The 20,039-nt window shown below is 28.8% G+C and carries 17 protein-coding genes and 1 riboswitch; of the genes, 13 read left to right on the plus strand and 4 right to left on the minus strand.

Going from position 1 to position 20,039, the window contains the following annotated elements; all coding sequences use genetic code 11:
• Positions 1 to 155: 155 nt before the first annotated feature.
• Positions 156 to 2,867 carry a YfhO family protein gene (locus BHW04_RS04910; RefSeq protein ID WP_302699097.1) on the minus strand — a complete coding sequence of 904 codons (2,712 nt, stop codon included), beginning with the start codon at positions 2,865 to 2,867 and terminating at the stop codon, positions 156 to 158.
• 248 nt (positions 2,868 to 3,115) lie between these two features.
• Between BHW04_RS04910 and BHW04_RS04915 the strand changes: the two genes are divergently transcribed.
• Positions 3,116 to 5,041 carry an FUSC family protein gene (locus BHW04_RS04915; RefSeq protein ID WP_302699098.1) on the plus strand — a complete coding sequence of 642 codons (1,926 nt, stop codon included), beginning with the start codon at positions 3,116 to 3,118 and terminating at the stop codon, positions 5,039 to 5,041.
• Positions 5,042 to 5,349: 308 nt separating this feature from the next.
• On the opposite strand, the gene BHW04_RS04920 is transcribed toward BHW04_RS04915, so the two are convergent.
• Both BHW04_RS04920 and BHW04_RS04925 read right to left on the minus strand, forming a co-directional pair.
• Positions 5,350 to 5,685 carry a hypothetical protein gene (locus tag BHW04_RS04920; RefSeq protein WP_022168670.1) on the minus strand — a complete coding sequence of 112 codons (336 nt, stop codon included), beginning with the start codon at positions 5,683 to 5,685 and terminating at the stop codon, positions 5,350 to 5,352.
• Positions 5,686 to 5,697: 12 nt separating this feature from the next.
• Complete coding sequence (locus tag BHW04_RS04925) at positions 5,698 to 6,099, minus strand: YtxH domain-containing protein (RefSeq protein WP_302699099.1); 402 nt, start codon at positions 6,097 to 6,099, stop codon at positions 5,698 to 5,700.
• Between the two features lie 271 nt (positions 6,100 to 6,370).
• Here BHW04_RS04925 and BHW04_RS04930 point away from each other — a divergent pair, with 271 nt between their 5' ends.
• The 6 genes from BHW04_RS04930 to BHW04_RS04955 all read left to right on the plus strand — a co-directional run bounded on the left by BHW04_RS04930 (position 6,371) and on the right by BHW04_RS04955 (position 11,320).
• The gene (locus BHW04_RS04930; protein ID WP_022212267.1) at positions 6,371 to 6,667 is read left to right on the plus strand and encodes a nitrous oxide-stimulated promoter family protein; all 297 of its coding nucleotides are present in this window, start codon (positions 6,371 to 6,373) and stop codon (positions 6,665 to 6,667) included.
• Positions 6,668 to 6,680: 13 nt separating this feature from the next.
• Positions 6,681 to 7,100: a YbaN family protein gene (locus tag BHW04_RS04935; protein ID WP_302699100.1), complete on the plus strand. Its 420-nt coding sequence runs from the start codon at positions 6,681 to 6,683 to the stop codon at positions 7,098 to 7,100.
• 24 nt (positions 7,101 to 7,124) lie between these two features.
• The gene (locus tag BHW04_RS04940; RefSeq protein ID WP_022212266.1) at positions 7,125 to 7,445 is read left to right on the plus strand and encodes a hypothetical protein; all 321 of its coding nucleotides are present in this window, start codon (positions 7,125 to 7,127) and stop codon (positions 7,443 to 7,445) included.
• Between the two features lie 127 nt (positions 7,446 to 7,572).
• Positions 7,573 to 10,191 carry a calcium-translocating P-type ATPase, PMCA-type gene (locus BHW04_RS04945; protein ID WP_302699101.1) on the plus strand — a complete coding sequence of 873 codons (2,619 nt, stop codon included), beginning with the start codon at positions 7,573 to 7,575 and terminating at the stop codon, positions 10,189 to 10,191.
• A 54-nt stretch (positions 10,192 to 10,245) separates the two neighbouring features.
• Complete coding sequence (locus BHW04_RS04950) at positions 10,246 to 11,082, plus strand: mechanosensitive ion channel family protein (protein ID WP_186834363.1); 837 nt, start codon at positions 10,246 to 10,248, stop codon at positions 11,080 to 11,082.
• Positions 11,083 to 11,161: 79 nt separating this feature from the next.
• The gene (locus BHW04_RS04955; RefSeq protein WP_022212263.1) at positions 11,162 to 11,320 is read left to right on the plus strand and encodes a hypothetical protein; all 159 of its coding nucleotides are present in this window, start codon (positions 11,162 to 11,164) and stop codon (positions 11,318 to 11,320) included.
• 111 nt (positions 11,321 to 11,431) lie between these two features.
• Here BHW04_RS04955 and BHW04_RS04960 read toward each other — a convergent pair whose 3' ends face one another.
• Complete coding sequence (locus BHW04_RS04960) at positions 11,432 to 13,117, minus strand: PTS transporter subunit EIIC (protein WP_186834364.1); 1,686 nt, start codon at positions 13,115 to 13,117, stop codon at positions 11,432 to 11,434.
• A gap of 702 nt (positions 13,118 to 13,819) precedes the next feature.
• Here BHW04_RS04960 and sfsA point away from each other — a divergent pair.
• From sfsA to ftsH, 6 genes are all read left to right on the plus strand, one after another.
• Positions 13,820 to 14,512, plus strand: a complete 693-nt coding sequence (sfsA, locus tag BHW04_RS04965) for a DNA/RNA nuclease SfsA (protein ID WP_302623501.1) — start codon at positions 13,820 to 13,822, stop codon at positions 14,510 to 14,512.
• 108 nt (positions 14,513 to 14,620) lie between these two features.
• Positions 14,621 to 15,295: an enzyme with TIM-barrel fold gene (locus BHW04_RS04970; protein WP_022212261.1), complete on the plus strand. Its 675-nt coding sequence runs from the start codon at positions 14,621 to 14,623 to the stop codon at positions 15,293 to 15,295.
• 171 nt (positions 15,296 to 15,466) lie between these two features.
• A riboswitch (Lysine riboswitch) is annotated at positions 15,467 to 15,639 on the plus strand.
• Positions 15,640 to 15,772: 133 nt separating this feature from the next.
• Positions 15,773 to 17,062: a diaminopimelate decarboxylase gene (gene lysA / locus BHW04_RS04975; RefSeq protein ID WP_186834366.1), complete on the plus strand. Its 1,290-nt coding sequence runs from the start codon at positions 15,773 to 15,775 to the stop codon at positions 17,060 to 17,062.
• A gap of 224 nt (positions 17,063 to 17,286) precedes the next feature.
• Positions 17,287 to 17,514: a DUF3006 domain-containing protein gene (locus tag BHW04_RS04980; protein ID WP_022212259.1), complete on the plus strand. Its 228-nt coding sequence runs from the start codon at positions 17,287 to 17,289 to the stop codon at positions 17,512 to 17,514.
• Complete coding sequence (gene lepB, locus BHW04_RS04985; protein WP_022212258.1) at positions 17,511 to 18,056, plus strand: signal peptidase I; 546 nt, start codon at positions 17,511 to 17,513, stop codon at positions 18,054 to 18,056. The genes BHW04_RS04980 and lepB overlap by 4 nt, the downstream gene beginning before the upstream one ends.
• 28 nt (positions 18,057 to 18,084) lie before the next feature.
• Positions 18,085 to 20,025 carry an ATP-dependent zinc metalloprotease FtsH gene (ftsH, locus tag BHW04_RS04990; RefSeq protein ID WP_302623403.1) on the plus strand — a complete coding sequence of 647 codons (1,941 nt, stop codon included), beginning with the start codon at positions 18,085 to 18,087 and terminating at the stop codon, positions 20,023 to 20,025.
• Positions 20,026 to 20,039: the final 14 nt, after the last annotated feature.

The raw sequence follows: 20,039 nt of genomic DNA on the forward strand, positions 1-20,039 counted from the left end.
TAAAGTTAATATTTCAAAAGTAATTTTAGCACTTTTTTGGCAAAAGTAAATACTTTAGGTAAAAATGTAATAAATTTGTAACTAATATACGTTTTCTAAAGTGTTGGTAATAAATATTTATTCAATAAAAAGAAAGGTGAAGAACATCACCTTCCTTAAGAAAATAATCTAAAGATAAATATGTATATAGGAATTACATAGAAAATAAAAAGTATTAAAAATAAAAGCAAGCAGTATAGATTATAAGAAATTGATAGTAACTTAGAATTAATCTTATATCCATTTTTAACCCAGTATAAGAAGATGAAAAGGATTATTGTAAGTGTAGATAAGCTTGTGACGGTACCAAACTTAAATCCTTTAGGATAATAAGCAAGTTCAATATAGTTATACCCTTCAATTAAAGGTATTCCAATAAAACCATCAAAAACATTTTCTATAGGCTGACCATTGCCATTTATTGTACAAATCCATCCTTCATCATAGGGTATAGTAAGGAAGAGCATTTGATTATTATCGTTAGCACTTGCCTGACAAATTAAATTATTATCATAAGTAATGATATCGGAATAGCTAGCTGTTTTATCAAAAACAAATTTTTCAAATTTATCAATGTCCATACTGCCCACAGATAATTCGGTGATATCAAAATCTCTTAAGACTTCAAGTTTTATGGTCACATCTTCAGTAGAATAGCTTCCTAAATCTAAAAGACCATTATTAAATGTTGAAGGAAAAGTACCATCAGCACTTTGATAAAATCTATTTGATAAATTGCAGTTAAGTAATTGATCATTAATATAAACTTTAAAGCAGTTGAATATTTCGATATTTTGGCTATTATCTAAACTTTTTAGGCAGTTTAAATATAGCTGATTATTAAAGCAATTTACTGTTACTTCTAAATAAGCAGGAGAAGATGAATCTATTATTTCATAGGAATAAGTACCTTCGTTATTTGTAACGCTTAAATTAGTAAGTTTGAAGGAGTTATATTCTTTAAAAAGGTTCTCTTCATCATTACTTAATGCCTTATATAGGTTATTTTGAGCTTCAAAAACCGATTTTGAATTGATAATTACTTCAGTATCAGTACCTTTTGTAAGTAGTAATCCATTATTGATAAAATAATTATTTTTATATATATTAAATGAACCAATAGAATCTAAATAGCTATAGTATTTTGAAGATAATTCACTATCAACTATTACATATTTTATATTGAATAAGCTATCGCTGAAGATAGTTCCTCCAACATCAGAAGTTCTCATCCATACAGAACTATAACCTAATTTTTTCATGATATTCATATGATCCTTATTGGTTAATGATGAAAAATGAGATAAATCATTTTTATTAGATATATAGGAGCTGTTAAAATTAAATAAATTAAAGGTATCTTTTATTCTAAAGTAACTTTCATCATTAAAATCATATGAATATAAGGAATTTAATACATCATATTCCTCACTGATATAAGGTGTATAGCTATCTATACATATATATATTAAACCATTAAATAGAACTTGAATAAAGAAGAACGTACTTAAGGTAATATACAGTAGTTTACCTTTGGCAATAAGGAATAATATCATATAGCAAATAAAGCAAACTATAAATAAGATAAATAGTATCAAGAAAACTTCCTTATTAGAATGTAAGGTAAGAGTCCTTATAGTATCTTGAATTACCAGATAATAATTTTTATAAACATAATAAATAGCACTTACAAATATAAAGGTTATAGGAATAAGAGAAATAAATTTTAGAGAATTTTTATTTCTGCAACCATATTTATTAATGTAGTATGCTGCCATTATTATTAAGATAAATGTTGGTATAAAGGCAAAGTTTAATGAAAAGCTTGAGTAGCATCCCATGTACCATAATTTATTTATACCATCAATTATTACTTGGATGGTGGTAAAAGCAATGGTGCTTAAAGTTAAGATAATGAATTTTCTATTTTCCTTGTATTTAATCAGTAACATTATGATAAAAGGTAAGATAGCACCAATTAAAAAGAAATAAGAAATTTTATCTAAAATATATGAAAATGGTGATCCATTTAAAATAGTTGTAATAGATTCAGGCACTCTATTAGATTTCAAAATTTGTATGGTAGACGGTAATGTTAAAGGCAGTACTATAAGCGATGAAAAGAATGTACTGCATAATATTTTAAATATTCTATCCTTTATAAATTCCTTAGGACAATAAAGTTTTAAATAAATAAAGGATGCAAAAATAATAAATAAAAATAACATAAAGCCCACATAAAAGTTACAGGCTGATGCTATGGTAAATAGAGTTATATAATAAGCTGGATTACCATCATCATATAATCTTCGCAATGCTAAAAGTAGTAAGGGAAAGATTATAAGAAAATCAAGATAACCAATCAGTTGATACATAATAAATGTATAGCTACATAAACCATAGCATACTGAAAAGAAATACATCCACCATTTTGATAAATTCTTAAATGTTCTTTGAAAGAAGAACATAGAAGAAACTGTTATTAAGCATACTTTAAGGACAAGCAATATATTCATAAAGTTAGGAATAAAGTTTCTTGGTATCAAAACAGTCAGTAATGAAAAAGGACTTATTAGATAATAAGCAGATATACCTAGAAAGTTTTGCCCCATACCACTGGAGAAATCATAAAATATACTATTATCTGTACGCAATATATCAGATAATTTATAAAATAAAGGTATTTGCTGCTCATACATATCTGCCCAGGCAATGCTACCATTACCAAAAGGAAATAGCCCCTTTAAATAATAAATTATGCCAAATACAATAAGTATGAAAGTAGACGGTATTAAATATATAATTATGTTTTTATATTTCTTATTCAAAAGTATCCTCCTTTTTTTTAAAAGAAAAAAGTTTATATAAAAAAGAATATCATTAAATTAATATTATTGGAAATAAATTTTATAATATACAAAAAAGTTTAATATATTAATATTTAAAGTGGAGAATGGAAGATATAGTATTATATTATACTATATCCTTTATTTTTTTATATAGTATAAATAAACTTTTACAAAGTTTTAATATAATGTATAATATAAGTATAAAAAATTAAAAGGGGGAAGTGTTAATGAAATATGAAAAAGTAGTTAATAAAGAAAATATAAAAAAACAAACCTTTATGTTTGTTTTTATAGTAGCTTTTATTATGAGCTTTAAAAGTATTTTTGGTGACAAAAATACTTTAATAGGAGTAAGCACCATTACAGCTATGTTGATGTTTATAAATGTAGATTTAACTATGTCACCTATGGAGAATTTAATGAAACTTATACTTTTAAATGTAATAACTGGCGTTGGGGCATATATTTCATTATTAAATCCATGGATAGGTATTCCTATAAATTTTATAATAATATTTATAATCAGTTATAAGTTATATTTTAATTTAAAGGAATCGTTATATCTTCCATTCACGTTGCAATATGCTTTTATTTTATCAATACCTGTAACATTAAAGGAAATGCCAATTAGATTGGCTTCATTATTAGTTGCACCTATAGCAATAATGAGTTTTCAAATGCTTTTTAATAGACAAAAAATCTTTAAAAAGGGTAATAGAATTATTGAAAATATTTGTAGTAAAATAATAGAAAAAATAGATATTATATTAGATGAAGATAATGTTGAAAAAAATAATTCTTATATAGATAAAGATATTAGAAAGTATATAGATGAATTTAGAGCTATTGTTTATGATAATAGAAAAGAAAATTTTTATATAACAGAAGAAGCAAGAATTAAGATAAATATTTTATCAACGCTTGAAAAGATATCTATAAATTTAAATAAAGATTATAATGTTGAAGAACTTAAAGGTATATTAATGGGTTTAAGACAATGTATGAAAAGGCTTAATGTAGTACTAGGTGAAGATAATAATATAAAAGAATTAGAAGATTATATAGATAGTGTTATTGATAATCATAAAGATATACAAGCTAGTAGAATACATGCTATACAAATTTTAAATTCTTTAGAAATATTAAAGGTTGCTCTTACAGAATTGAGAGTGTTAGGTAAAGAAAATTATAATAATATTAAATTTACAGAAACTGATTATCCTACTCAATTGCAATCAATAAATAAGAAGAGATTTATTATGAATTCAGTAAAACTTTCTTTTGCAATAAGATCAGCTATTGGAATTTCTTTAGCAGCTTTTGTTAGTGATTACTTTAATTTATCAGAAGGAAGATGGATTATATTTACTATGGTTTCATTGGTAGTTCCTATATATGAGGCTTCCATAAAGAAGGCTAAGGATAGATTTATAGCTACCATAATAGGAGCAGTTATAATAGTGATACTGTTTAGTATTTTTAAAAGTGTTGGTATAAGAAGTATGATTCTTATTGGTGCTGGTTATGTAAATTCATATTTAAAAGAATATAAGCATAAGACCATATGTACTACAGTGTCGGCTATAGGTTCTGCAGCTTTATTAGGAAATACTACTGTTTTAACTTTAAGAAGAATAATATTTGTTGCCATTGGTGTTGTATTAGCAATAATTATAAATAGATTTATCTTACCAAGAAAAATTGAAGACTATACCAGAGAGTTAGAAGGTATGTATTTAGAGGCAGTAAAAGCAATGCTTAAGAAGGTATATTTATCACCAACAGAAAACAATATGCATGGTATGAATAATTTATTTATTATTACATCATTAATTGAAAGTAGATTGGAGAATAATAAAGAGTTTCTTAATAAGAGAGCAATAAAGTCTATCAGTCAAAACAGGCTTTTAATATTAAATATTCATGAATTATATATTTTATTTAGTAATGATAAATTTAAAAATATAGATTCAAAATATATAGTGGAAGATATGAAGATGATTACTTCATTTACAGATCAAAATATCAAGGAGCTATTAGACAAAATAGAAGACCACATTAAGAAATCAGACAATATCTACAATAAGATGATGCTTGAAAATATAAGAGAAGTTTATAAAGAAATATACAAAATAAACAAATACGTTTCATAATTATGAATTAATTATGAAATCATTACAGAGTTTATTTATTGTCAGTATTAAAACTATGTAACATAAAGAAAGCCTCCTTCATATATTATAGGGAAAAGATAATATATGAAGGGGGATTTTTAATGAAGAGATAATAGCCTCTATTTTGTATAAATTATTAGATGGACAAGATATAGTATCTGAAATGGCTAAGATAGCAATTATTGCACCAGAGGCAGTAATAAGTGGATTATATTTATTTGAAATAGCAGCTTTATAAATAAGAAAAAAGTAGAGGAATCCAAAACAATAATTTTGGATTCCTTTTACTATTTTATGAATATAGATGCAATTATATTTATAATGTCCTTTATAGTTTCATAGTTTGAAAGAAAGTTATCCTTAGCAACAATAGCCTCAGCAGTTGCTTCTGTAGCTACATCTGTAATTCCCTTTACATTATCAGTTATATCAATTGCATTTTTAGAAATAGTAGGAAGATTACTACAAGCCTTAGTTATATTATTTTTATTGCTATCAATTAATGAGTTTATATTATTAACAAGCTTTAAAACTTTTAATATAAGTATAATAAATAATATAAGTGCAGCTATTCCTAATGAACCTAAGATGACATTTAATAATAGCGATAAGCTTATGTACATATTAATCTCCTATTAAACTTCTTCAGTTAATTCTTCTTCTGTTATTTCTTCATCAACTTCTGTATCAGCTAAAGCTAATTCTTCAACTACATCACAAGCTTCTTGCTTTTGACCTTTTTTAGAAGCTAAGTATTCAGAAATTTTTTCTTTAGCAGTAGAAACATCTTTTTTACCTTCACTAACTTTTTTGCTTATAGCAGCTTTAGTTGCTTTAGTTTTTTTAACTAACTTATCTTTAGTTTCAGAAGATTTATTAGCAATATCTTCTCTAGTTTCTTTTCCAGATTTAGGTGCAAATAACACTCCTGCAGTAGCACCAGCAGTAACTCCTAGAGCAGCAGTTAAAGCAGCTGTTTTTACCATTTTAGCTTTTTGTTTTTTCTTCTTTTTATTGATTAAATCATAGATACTCATAATTTCCCTCCAATAGTTTATTTTTATTAATTATACTGAGCGGTATAAAGAATAACAAGTTAAAAAAAGTAATTTTTTCATAAAAAAGTAATAAAAGGTGGTGGCGTATAAAAATAAATTTTCTTTATAGTAAAATAATTAAAATTTTACTGATGATTAATTCTAAAAATACAATAAAAAAAAACTAAAAATATTTAAAATGTATAGAAAATTACTATGATATCTTAAAGTATATAAATGAAAATAATTATCATTTAAAAGGGAGAAAATTATGACAAGAATAGAAAGAGAAAAACAAACCATAAAGCTTATGGTAGAAATATATTGTAAAAAGAAACATGGCACTAAAGGTGAACTTTGTGCCGAATGTCGGGAGTTCTTAGAATATGCTCATAAGAGATTAAGTTTTTGTAAATTTGGAGAAGAAAAATCAACCTGTTCAAGATGTCCAATTCACTGTTACAAGAAGGATATGAAAGAAAAAGCAAAAGAGGTAATGAAATTTTCAGGACCAAGAATGTTATTATACAAACCTTCAGAAGTAGTAAGACATGCATTAAATAAATAAGGAGATTTGAGATATGAGTAAGGTTAAAAAAGGTATTTATATATGCATTGGTTTGGTAGCGTTTGCTTTAGGTGCAATAGGTGTAATTTTACCAATTCTACCAACAACTCCATTTCTATTATTAGCATCATTTTGTTTTGCTAAGGGATCAGAAAGATTTAATACTTGGTTTATAAGCACTAAAGTATATAAAAAGCACTTAGAATCATTTGTTAAGGAAAGAGCAATGACATTAAAGCAAAAGGTGATTTTATTAGCATTTGCAGATACCATGATAGCAATTCCACTAATAACTGTAGATGTATTGCCTATGAGAATAACCTTAATAGCATTAATATTATTTAAGCTATACTATTTTATATTTAAAATCAAAACTATCACACCAGAGGAGAAGGCTGCTAGAGATGCTGCAAGAGCAACAGCTACTAGTTAAATATAGCTAAGGAGGAAATAAAAAATGGAAAGAATATCATCATCATTATTTTGCTTATCATTATTAGTTTATTATATACCAAAATTATTTAAGGTTAAGAAAAAAGTTTATGTTAAAGCTCATATGTTTTTAGGTGCAATATCAGTTCTTGCAATGATAGCAGCAGTAGTCTTAAAATTTGGACAGGCTGATTTTATTAAGTACATTGGATTTGCCAGCATAATGATAGCAATAGGTATAACAGGAACTATTATGAAGAAAAATTATAAACTGTACAGAGTACTTCATATAGTATTTACTATTTCATTTTTTGTATATCTTCCTTTAGCAATTAAATTCATGTAATAAATTAATTTAAAAAGGAAATAGATATTATAAAAAGACTGCAAGTTATGAAATTTGCAGTCTTTTTATAATATTTGAAAAAATACAAATACTAAAGTCATGAAAAATTAAGGAAGGAGATTTTTTTATGGCTTATAGAAAAGAAATAGAACAGGTTTTTAAGGAGTTGGACACTAGCAAGAATGGACTTAGTAGCAGTGATGCAGCTTCAAGGCTAAAGGCTGATGGATATAATGAACTTACTGAAGGTAAAAAGACACCTTTGTGGAAGATGTTTTTTGAAAATTTGGCAGATCCACTAGTGATAATTCTTATAGTGGCAGCAGTGGTACAAATCTTTTTAGGTGAATTAGTAGAATCAATAATAATATTGATTGTTGTTATTTTAAATGCAATTTTAGGAGTAACTCAATCTAGAAAAGCAGAAAGCTCATTGGATAGTTTAAAGAAGTTATCAGCTCCTAATGCTAAGGTCATAAGAGATGGTAAAAAGGTTACTATTCAGGTAAGAGAACTTGTGGCAGGAGATATAGTTCTTTTAGAAGCTGGTGATTATGTACCAGCAGATGGTAGGCTTATTGAAGCTGAGAGTCTTAAGGTTGTGGAAGGAATGCTTACAGGTGAATCAGAACCAGTGCTTAAGCATACAGAGAGAATTGAAGATGAAGTTGTTGTAGGAGATAGAAGAAATTCAGTTTTTAGTGGTGCAACTGTAGTTTATGGTAGAGGAATAATGGCAGTGACAGCCACAGGGATGAATACGGAAGTTGGTAAGGTTGCAACACTTCTTGAAAGTGCAGGTACTAAGCAAACGCCTTTACAGGTTAAATTAGATAGTTTCGGTAAAAAGCTAGGGCTTATTATAATGATAATTGCTGCTATTATTTTTGGTGTAGAGGTTTTTAGAGGGTATAGAGCTGGTGGAAACTTAAAAGACTTAATATTTAGTTCATTTATGTTTGCAATTGCAGTGGCAGTGGCAGCTATTCCAGAGGCTTTATCATCAATAGTAACCATAGTTCTTTCTGTAGGAACAAAGGAAATGGCACAAAAGCAAGCTATCATAAGAAAGCTTCCAGCTGTGGAAACTTTAGGTTCTACAAGTATTATATGTACTGATAAGACAGGAACCCTTACACAAAATAAAATGACGGTGGTAGATTTCTTTATGTATGGCGTAAAGAAGGAGCAGATAGATAAAGATACAACTTTAGAAAGCCAAGATGGAGCAATGAATTTAAGTTCAACATTATGTAATGATTCAGAAATTGCTGAAGGTGGAGTAGAAATAGGAGATCCAACAGAAGTAGCTTTTTTAAGATATGCAGAAAAACGAGGTCTTGATTATAAGGAAATAAGAGATAAATATGATAGGTTAAATGAAATTCCTTTTGATTCTGATAGAAAATTGATGTCTACTGTAAATTCTATTGGTGGCAATGCAATTATGTTTGTTAAAGGAGCACCAGATATAGTATTACAAAGATCAATAAAGGCACTAAATGATGGTGATGAAGTACCTATGACAGAAGAAATATTAAATAAATATAAGCAAATCAATGAAGAGTTTTCTGATAGAGCACTTAGGGTGTTGGCATTTTCCATTAAAGATGTTCCTGATGAAAACTTTGTGCCAGCTATAGAAGACGAAGTTGATCTTACCTTTGTAGGGCTTATGGCAATGATTGATCCACCAAGAAAGGAAGTGTTTGGAGCAGTTAAAGAAGCCATTAGTGCTGGTATAAAGACAATTATGATAACAGGTGACCATAAGACTACAGCAGCAGCCATTGCCAAAGAGCTTGGAATAATGTCTAAAGATGATAAGGCATTAACTGGTAAAGAATTAGATGCATTAAGTGAGGGAGAATTAAGCGAACAATTGGAACATATCACTGTTTATGCAAGAGTTTCGCCAGAAAATAAAATAAGAATAGTAAAGGCATGGCAAGAAAAAGGAAAAGTTACAGCCATGACTGGTGATGGAGTTAATGATGCTCCAGCACTTAAGCAAGCTAATATAGGCATTGGTATGGGGAGTGGAACTGATGTTGCTAAGGATGCAGCAGCAATGGTTTTAACTGATGATAATTTTGCAACTATAGTCAATGCTATAGAAATAGGAAGGACAGTATATAGCAATATAAAAAAATCTATTACTTATCTTTTAGCAGGAAACCTTGCAGCTATTATAGCAATAGTATTTGCAGTAGTGATAAATTGGGAAAATCCTTTTACTACTTTACAGTTGCTATTCATTAATCTTATTAATGACTCTTTACCTGCTATTGCTTTAGCTTTTGAAGTTGCTGAGCCTAATACTATGAATAAACCACCTAGAGATATTAATGAAGGGATATTACAAGGAGGTACTAGTAGTGTTATTTTAATAAGAGGAATAATAATAAGTATTGTTGTTATTATTGCACAATACTTAGGTAATAAAACTTCACCTATACTAGGTGCAGCTATGGCATTTTCAACTATTACATTAAGCAGAATATTTCAAACTTTACCAGCAAGATCAGATAATATTTCTGTTTTTAATATTGGTGTAGCAAAGAATAAATATGTTTTAGGAGCAATAGGTATATGTCTTTTATTATATTTAATAGTACTGTTTCCAGGATTAAGAGCAATATTTTCAATACCAAATTACTTTGGGGTTATGGAATTTGCTATATGTATATTACTTGCTTTAATATCAACAGTATTGATGGAGTTGGTAAAAATATTTAAAAAATAATATTTAAGATGATATAATATAAAATGTCTTATAGAATAAGGATGGAGGGCAAAAATGAAAGATATTGTATCGTTAGAAAGGATGTTAGAAAAACTATATGAATGGGTAATTACTAGAGGGGTAAATATGTTTTTTGGAGTTATATTTCTCTCCATAGGATGGAAGGTTATTAATAAAACATTAAAAAGAATTAGAAGGATACTGGAAAGTAAAAATGCAGATCCAACAATTACTAGATTTCTTGATAATGTAATGAATGTTACCTTAAAAACAGTGCTTATTATAATAATACTTCAATACATTGGAGTGAACTTAACTGGGCTTACTACTATAGTAGCATCAGCAGGAGTAGCTCTCAGTCTTGCTTTAAAAGGAAGTTTAGCAAATTTGGCTGGAGGAGTTATCATTCTTGTAGCTAGACCTTTTAATGTAGGAGATTTTATAGAGACAACAGAGCATTCAGGTGTTGTTGAAAAAATAAGCATATTTTATACATATTTAGTTACCTTTGATAATAAGCAAATATTAATTCCTAATGGAATTTTAACAGATAGTAGTATAGTAAACTATTCTTCAAAAGAAATAAGAAGAGTAGATCTTACTTTTAGTGTATCTTATGAAGAAGATGTAATTAGAGTAAAAAATGTACTTATAAATATATTGAAAAATAATGAATTAGTACTGGAAGAACCAGAATTTTTTGTTGGAATATCAATGCATGGTGATAGTGCTATAAACTTTATTGTTAAAGCATGGTGTAAAACAGAAGATTATTGGACTGTATATTATGATCTTCTTGAAACAGTAAAAATTAAGTTTGATGAAGAGGGAATATCAATACCATATCCTCAAATGGATCTGCATGTAAAGAAAAATATAATTATAGATTAATATGTATGAGCCTTAAGTAACTTTCCTAAGTAACTGAGAATAAATTAATAATATAGGAAAGGATATAAGGTGATTTAATATGGATAAGGGAATTAATATTCGTAGTGTACTATTGGTGAAAAAAGCTGTTAAAATATTAGACTACTTAGGAACTAAATACGATATTGAGAAGTTAAAAAAGAGACCAGATATATGTAAAGAAATAATCAATAAATTCAAAGATGAATATATGGTATAAATAAAAGGTATAAAAAAGAGGCTGTCACATTAAATGACAGCCTTATATTGTTGAGTGAGTTTGTTATTTACATGAGTTGTTGACAATTTTGTTTTGGTAAAATATCTTGGATTACTCTCCAAGGATTGAGTTTATTTCGTTCTTGTATCCGTCTGCTTTTGCTCCGAAAATAGCTTGAATTCCGTTCCCTACTTCTACAACGCCAGCAGCACCTAATGTTTTAAGTTCATCTTTTTGAACTTTAGCTTTATCTTTTACTTCTACTCTTAATCTAGTGATACAAGCATCAACACTTACTATGTTTTCAGCTCCACCTAAAGCAGCTAATACAGCAGGTGCTTTTTCAGCTATTTCACCTTTTCCAGAAGTGGCAGCAGGTTGTTCATTGGCATTTCCATTTTTAGCTTGGAAATCAGCCTTTGTGAATAACTTAGTTTCACCTTCATTTTCATCTCTACCTGGTGTCTTTAAGTTAAACTTAGTAATTAAGAAGTAGAATAAGAAGTAGTAAACTACTGCATAAGCTAAACCTACTAAGATAACGAATAACCAGTTAGTTTTAACACCAGCACCAGCAGGTAATAAACCAAATAAAGCAAAGTCAATTACACCACCAGAGAATGTCATACCAATGAATACTTTAAGCATTCCCATAATCATATAAGATAAACCAGCAAGTACACAGTGAACTGCATATAAAGCAGGTGCTACGAATAAGAATGTAAATTCTAATGGTTCAGTTATACCAGTTAAGAATGAAGTAACAGCAGCTGAAACTAATAATGAACCTACAATCTTCTTTTTGCTTGGAGCAGCAGCTCTATACATTGCAAATGCAGCAGCAGGTAAACCAAACATCATGAATGGGAATTTACCAGCCATGAAAGCAGTTGTACTGTTTACGATAGTACCCATAGTTGATGCAGAAGCTCCAACTAATGCTCCCATATTAGATAATTGTACAAAGTATGCAGTGTTAGCACCAGCAATTGTAGTAAATGTTCCAACAGAACCATTTAGAAGAACTTGACCTTCAACAAATGAACTATACCAGAATGGTGTATAGAATACGTGGTGTAATCCAAATGGAATTAAAGCTCTTTCAATTAATCCATAGAAGAATACTCCGATAGAACCAGATGTTCTAACTAAGTTAGCAATTACTCCAATACCGTCTTGTACTAAAGGCCAAGCAAAGGCAAGTACTGCTCCTACAAGTGCCATAACTAAAGATGTTATGATTGGAACAAATCTAGATCCAGAGAAGAACCCAAGTACTGGAGGCATTTGAATTGTATGGAATCTATTGTGTAATGCAGCTGTAACCAAACCAGTAATAATACCACCAAACACTGACATATTTAATGTGAATATTCCTAAGTTAGTTGTGATATAAGTACCATATTCTCTAACGTTATCAGGTGTTAATACTCCAAGTTGAGTAACACCTAAAGCAAGTAATGAAGAAATTGTTTGATTCATTACTAGGAATCCAAATACAGCAGCTAAAGCAGCAGTGCCTTTATCTTTTTTTGCAAGACCTACAGCAACTCCAACTGCAAATAGTATTGGTAAGTTACCAAAAATAATATTTCCAATATCATTCATTACTGTTAATACAGCATTAACAGCAGGAATAGATATAAAAGTAAGTAATGGCTGATAAATAGCAGGAGCGTTTTCTAACCCTGCAATTCCTAATAATGCACCACCAACACCAAGTAATATACCTGCAATTGGAAGAGCAGCTATTGGAAGCATTACAGCCTTACCAATTCTTTGTAAAAATTGTAGCATAATATTAATCCTCCTAAACCTATTTTTAATTCTTAAGTTATAAGTTATATTTACATAGCGTAAAATTTCTCTGAAGCTGGCCAGCTTTCATAAAGAAAGTTAAACAAAAAAGGCTTAAATATCTATAAATTATATAATTCCACCAAGGTAAAGGAATTATTACAATTCACACATATTTAAGCCTTGCCTGCATAACCAGTAACACGCTAAAGTATTTAATTTACTTTTAAATAGTATCATAAAAATGTTTACATGTAAAGTTTTGTTTTTAAAATTATAGAAAAATTTTTATATTTTAAAAATTGTGACAATATTAGTTGTATATAATAATATGAAAAAGTAAAAAATAACAATTTAACTTATCCACAGAATGTGGATAAGTTAAATTGGATTATAAGTGTAAAGAAAAAAAGTTGACACAATATATTAGGTGTTGCAAAATAGATTAAACAATATAATGGGGTTTGGATAAAAAAGTAAATAATTTATACAGTAAAAAAATCCCAAAAATAGTTAATAACAAAGTTATCAACAAAATTAACATGCCTGTGGATAAATTCTGTGGATAACTGTGAAAAATGTGAATTATTTAAGTGAAAATGAGCTGAAACAAATATATACTGTGGATAACTTTTGAAATAGTATAAAAAAAGTTAAGATATGAATTATAAAATATAGAATAAAAGAAAAGAGGATAAAAAAATGATATATGAGAAAAGAATAGTAAAAGCACAATTTATTAATAGGCCCAATAGATTTTATTCAAATGTTAAATTAGATGGAAAAGAAATAAAAGTTCATGTACCAAATACAGGAAGATGCAAGGAGCTTTTAATACCGGGATGTACAGTATATTTAAGAGAAGAAAATAATCCAGCAAGGAAGACTTCCTATGATTTAATTGCCGTTGAAAAAGGTGATATATTGGTGAGTATTGACTCACATATTCCTAATAAGGTTGTGGAAGAGGCTCTTCAAAAAGAAAAAATAGAAAAGTTAAAGGGATATAAAAATATTTTAAGAGAAAAAATGTTTGAAAAAAGTAGATTTGATTTTAAACTGTCAAATGATGAAAGTGATGAATATTATTTAGAAATAAAAGGAGTGACTTTAGAAGAAGATGGATATGCTAGATTCCCTGATGCACCTACAGAAAGAGGAGCACGCCATTTAATGGAATTAATTGAAGCTAAAAGAAGGGGATATGGAGCAGGAGTATTATTTTTAATTCAGTTGGAGAATGTTTATAAGTTTTCACCGAATGATGAAAGAGATTCTAAATTTGGTGAAGCTTTGAGAGCTGCTAAGGCTGCTGGAGTAGATATATTTGCTTATAATTGTCTAGTTACAGAAGAAAGTATTGAAATTAATCAAGAAGTTGAAATAATACTATAGAAATTTATTTTCTTTATGATATAATTTTTACTTAATAATAAATGTAATAATATTTTTATAGTCAAGATTTTTTATAAGAATATATAAATTTATAATAGGAGTATGCTTATGGAAATTAAAAGAAAGAAGAATGTACCAGAAATAAAAGGTATATTAAGAAGTAATGTTATTGAAGTACCATCATGTATTAGAGATTGCTCTGGAATAAAGATATTTGGTAAGAGATTAAAGTCATTTTTATTCACCACAGATGTAGCCTTGATAAGAAATACTAATGCTGATGCAATAATAGCAGTATATCCGTTTACTCCACAGCCTTTAATAACAGAAGCGTTAGTAATGGCTGCAGATGTACCTATATTTTGTGGAGTTGGAGGTGGAATTACTCAAGGTAAGAGAGTAGTTAATCTTGGATTAGATGCAGAGTTTAAAGGTGCAATGGGAGTTGTAGTTAATGCCCCAACAAGTAATGAAATAGTTGAAAACCTTAGAGAGACTATAGATATACCAATAATAGTTACAGTGGTGTCAAAAGATGAGGACATAAAGGCTAGAATTGAATCAGGAGCAACTATATTAAATGTTTCTGGTGGTAAGGATACGGCAGATATTGTAAGAAAGATTAAATCTGAATATCCAGCTTTTCCTGTATTAGCAACAGGTGGACCTACAGAAGAGACAATAAGGGCAACCATAGAAGCAGGAGCAAATGCTATAACTTATACACCACCATACAATGGAGAAATAATGAGTGCACTTATGGACAGATATAGAGATAAATAAAAAATGAAAAATTGTGGATAGAACTCCATAGGAGTTTCAACATTAAATTTCATTCCTAACATCCTTATTTACAAAATATTGGTATAATGGTATCATTTATTAAAAGTTGTAATATAGTAATTTATATAAAAAATAAATTAAGAATAAAATAAAGCTAAATTGAATAAAATATTACCTGGTAGAGGTGCTGTTTATAATAAGTAAGAAAAGGGAGCTTTTTTTGCATGGTATGGATTTTTTCTGAAAGGTATGATAGCCGAAGGAATAAGGGACGCAAAGACTTATTTCTGGGTATGTATAAAATATATGCATAACTGTCACAGTAGTGGAGCGCTACAGGGTTTAAATGAAATTATGAAATAAGTTTTAAAAGAAAATTTCATATATCATATATAATCTTAAAAAAGTGAACTACCATCATAGAATTTCTATGATGGTTTTTTTATAATTTATTAGAGGATATTAGGAGTTGGGGATATGAAGTTATTTGGAACAATGGAAATAAGGGAAAATGAACTATTTATAGGTGGAGTTAGCACTACAAATCTAGTAAAAAAATATAAATCACCGTTATATGTTATGGATGAGCAGCTATTAAGAGATATATGCAGAAATTATTATAAATGTTTTAAATGTAATGAAGATAATAGGGTAGCCTTTGCAGGAAAAGCATTCTTAACCTTAGAAATGTGTAGGCTTATTCATGAAGAGGGGCTTAATTTGGATGTAGTTTCAGGCGGAGAACTATATACAGCTTATATGGCAGGTTTTCCAATGGAAAAGGTATATTTTCATGGAAATAATAAAACATTAGATGAAATTAAGTTAGGAGTAGAAAAAAGAGTTGGTAGATTTATTGTTGATAATCTAGAAGAAATGGAAATGATAAATGAAATAGCAGCAAAGTATGGAGTGATACAAGATATTTATTTAAGGCTTACGCCAGGGATTGAAGCTCATACTCACCAGTATATACAGACAGGGCAAATAGATTCAAAATTTGGATTTGCTCCTGTGGGAAATACTATAATGGAAGCGGTAAAACATGCTTTATCTTTAGATAATTTAAGATTAACAGGACTTCATTGTCATATAGGTTCACAAATATTTGAGATAAAGCCATATGAAGATGCAGCTGAAATTATGTTAAATTATATTGATGAAATTAAAAGAGAAACAGGTCATGAAATTAGAGAGTTAGATTTAGGTGGTGGCTTTGGTGTATATTATACAGAAACTGATAAACCAAGAAGTATAGAAGAATATTGTAGTGCTATCTTGAATAAGGTTAATGAAATTTGTGAAAGATTAGGATTAGTTAAGCCAATACTTACCATTGAACCAGGTAGATCTATTGTGGGGAATGCAGGTACCACTTTATACACCATTGGAGCTATAAAAGAAATAAAAAATGTAAGGAAATATGTTTCTGTAGATGGTGGAATGACTGATAATATAAGACCAGCTTTATATGAAGCAAAATATGATATGTCTATAGTTGATAAATTAAATGAGCCAGCTGATGAAAAAGTAACTATAGCAGGCAAATGCTGTGAATCAGGTGATATATTAATGAAGGATATATACATTCAAAAACCTGAAAGAGGAGATATATTAGCTGTCTTTACCACTGGTGCATATGGCTTCTCAATGTTTAGTAATTATAACAAAAATGTAAGACCGGCAGTGGTATTTGTTGGTGATGGTAAGGAGAAAGTAGTATCTAAAAGACAAGACTATAAAGATTTACTAGGGTTAGAAATATAGAATAATGGTAAAAATTAAGGTGAGATGAATTATCATAAATTCTTCTCGCCTTTTAATATATAAATTTTTAATGAATGTTTTATATATTGTAATAAAATTGACATATTGCTGTAGTATAATGTAATGGTAAAATTAGATTAAATAATAGAAATATGATATACTTATGTTTCAAGTAGATTGAGAGGGAGGAAGTTCTGGCAAAATTTTGCTAAAAACATTAAGTTATGAAGGAAAGTCATTTTATAGTCGATAGAATAGAAGGTAGGTCGTTAGTATTACAAAATCGTAATGCAGAAATAATAATAATAGATAAGACAAATGTTGAGGATGAGGTAAGTGAAGGAGATATATTAGTTAAAATTAGTAAGAACAGATATATTGTAAATAGAGAAGAGACCGATAAGAGAAAGACTAAAATTGATAATTTGATGAAAGGCATGTGGGAAGATTGAAGGAAAGTAATAAAGAAGTTAAAAATCAAAAGACAGGATTCTTTTACGAATGGGTAGTACCAATTGTAATTGCGATTATATTGGCTTTTTTAATAAATAAATTTGTTATTTATAAGGTAAAGATACCTTCAGAATCAATGGTTCCAACATTGAATGTTAATGATAGGCTATTTGTTACAAGAGTATATAATCCAGAAAAGCTTAAGAGAGGCGACATTATTGTATTTAGTTATGATCAAGAAGGCGAAGAAATCAAGATGATAAAGAGGCTTATAGGATTACCAGGAGATGTTGTGCAAATAGTAAATGGAGTAGTATCTGTTAATGGAGAGGTACTTGAAGAAGACTATATTGGAGCTGAAGATACTTTTAATGGTACATATACCGTGCCAGAAGGGAAATACTTCTTCTTAGGAGATAATAGGAAATGGTCTAAAGATTCAAGATATTGGCCTGTAACACCTTTTGTTGATGCAAATGATATAGAAGGAAAAGCAGTAATAAAAGTTTATCCATTTAGTGATTTTGGATTAATTGAATAAGGATATAGACAGATAGGAGATGATTTAAATGGAAGAAAACAAAAATAATCTTAATGGACCACAAAAAAAGAATAATAATAAAAAATATTTAATTATATACGTAATTGTGGCATTTATGTTTATATACTCTTTTAACTATGCAAAGAATATGTTGACAACACAAGAAATATCATATAATAAGTTTATGCAACTTGTAGAAAATGGTGAAATTTCAGAAGTTAGAACTAAAGGTGATTCACTTGTAATAACACCTAAAGAAGGAAGCTCAGAAAGTGGAAAAATGCTTTATACAGGTGAAGTTAATGACCCTTCTTTAGTTGAAACATTAAAAAATAATAATGTTCAATATTATGGAAGAATAACAGAACAACAATCAATGATAATGGAGCTATTACTTTATTATATAGGACCAATATTGTTAACATTCTTACTATTTAAATTATTATTTAAAAAAATGGGTGGAAAATTCGGTGCTGGCCCAATAAACATGGGAAAAAGCAATGCAAAGATGTATGTTGAAACAGATGTAAAAGTTACTTTTGATGATGTTGCAGGGCAAGATGAAGCAAAAGAAAGTTTAACAGAAATAATAGATTTCTTAAATAATCCAGAAAAATATGCAAGCATAGGTGCTAAATTACCTAAAGGTGCATTATTAGTTGGGCCTCCAGGTACAGGTAAAACTCTTATAGCTAAAGCTGTTGCTGGAGAAGCAAAGGTGCCATTCTTCTCAATGTCAGGTTCAAATTTTGTTGAAATGTTTGTAGGTATGGGTGCTGCTAAGGTTAGAGATTTATTTAAAGAAGCAGAAAAGAATGCTCCATGTATTATTTTCATAGATGAAATAGACTCAATAGGTAAAAGTAGAGATAACCAAATGCAATCTAACGATGAAAGAGAGCAGACTTTAAATCAGTTATTAACTGAAATGGATGGATTTGATGCAACAAAAGGAATAGTAATCCTAGGAGCAACAAATAGACCTGAAATACTAGATAAGGCATTACTTAGACCTGGTCGATTTGATAGAAGAGTTATTGTAGATAGACCTGACCTTATTGGTAGAAAAGCTATTTTAAAAGTTCATAGTAAGGATGTTAAATTAGCTGATGATGTTGATTTAGATTCAATTGCTAAAGGTACACCAGGTGCAGTAGGGGCAGATCTTGCTAATATGATAAATGAAGCAGCCATTAGAGCAGTTAAACATGGTAGAGATGAAGTAATTCAAGAGGACTTAGAAGAAGCTGTGGAAGTAATTATAGCTGGTAAAGAAAAGAAAGATAGAATCCTTTCTAAACAAGAAAGAAAAATTGTTGCATTCCATGAAGTTGGTCATGCTCTTGTAGCAGGATTATTAGAAGGTACTGATCCAGTGCATAAGATTACGATAGTTCCAAGAACTATGGGAGCTTTAGGATATACAATGCAACTACCAGAAGAAGAAAAATATCTTGTTTCTAAAGAAGAAATGTTAAATCAAATTACTGTAATGCTTGGTGGAAGAGCTGCAGAAGAAGTTGTTTTTAACATGGTATCTACAGGAGCTTCAAATGATATTGAAAGAGCGACTCAATCAGCAAGAAGTATGGTAACTGTATATGGTATGACAGAAAGATTTGATATGATGGCTTTAGAATCTATTCAAAATAGATATTTAGATGGTAGAGCAGTAAGAAACTGTAGTGAAGCAACTTCAACTTTAGTTGATGAAGAAATCTTAAAGATAATAAGACAATGTCATAATAAGGCTATTGAATTATTAACTGAAAATAGAGATCTTTTAGATGAAATATCAGAATATCTTTTAGAAAAAGAAACTATTTTTGGTACAGATTTTGAAAAATTTATTTATAAAAAGTATCCTGAACTTAAGAAGATTAAAGAAAAGGAAAAAGAAGAAAATAAATTAGATTTAGAAAAAGAAGAAAATGAAGTAGCTAGTACAATTGATATGATAATTGAATAGCATATATATTTAAG

Source organism: Clostridium sp. 29_15 (assembly GCF_001916075.1).
Lineage (GTDB): Bacteria > Bacillota > Clostridia > Clostridiales > Clostridiaceae > Clostridium > Clostridium lentum.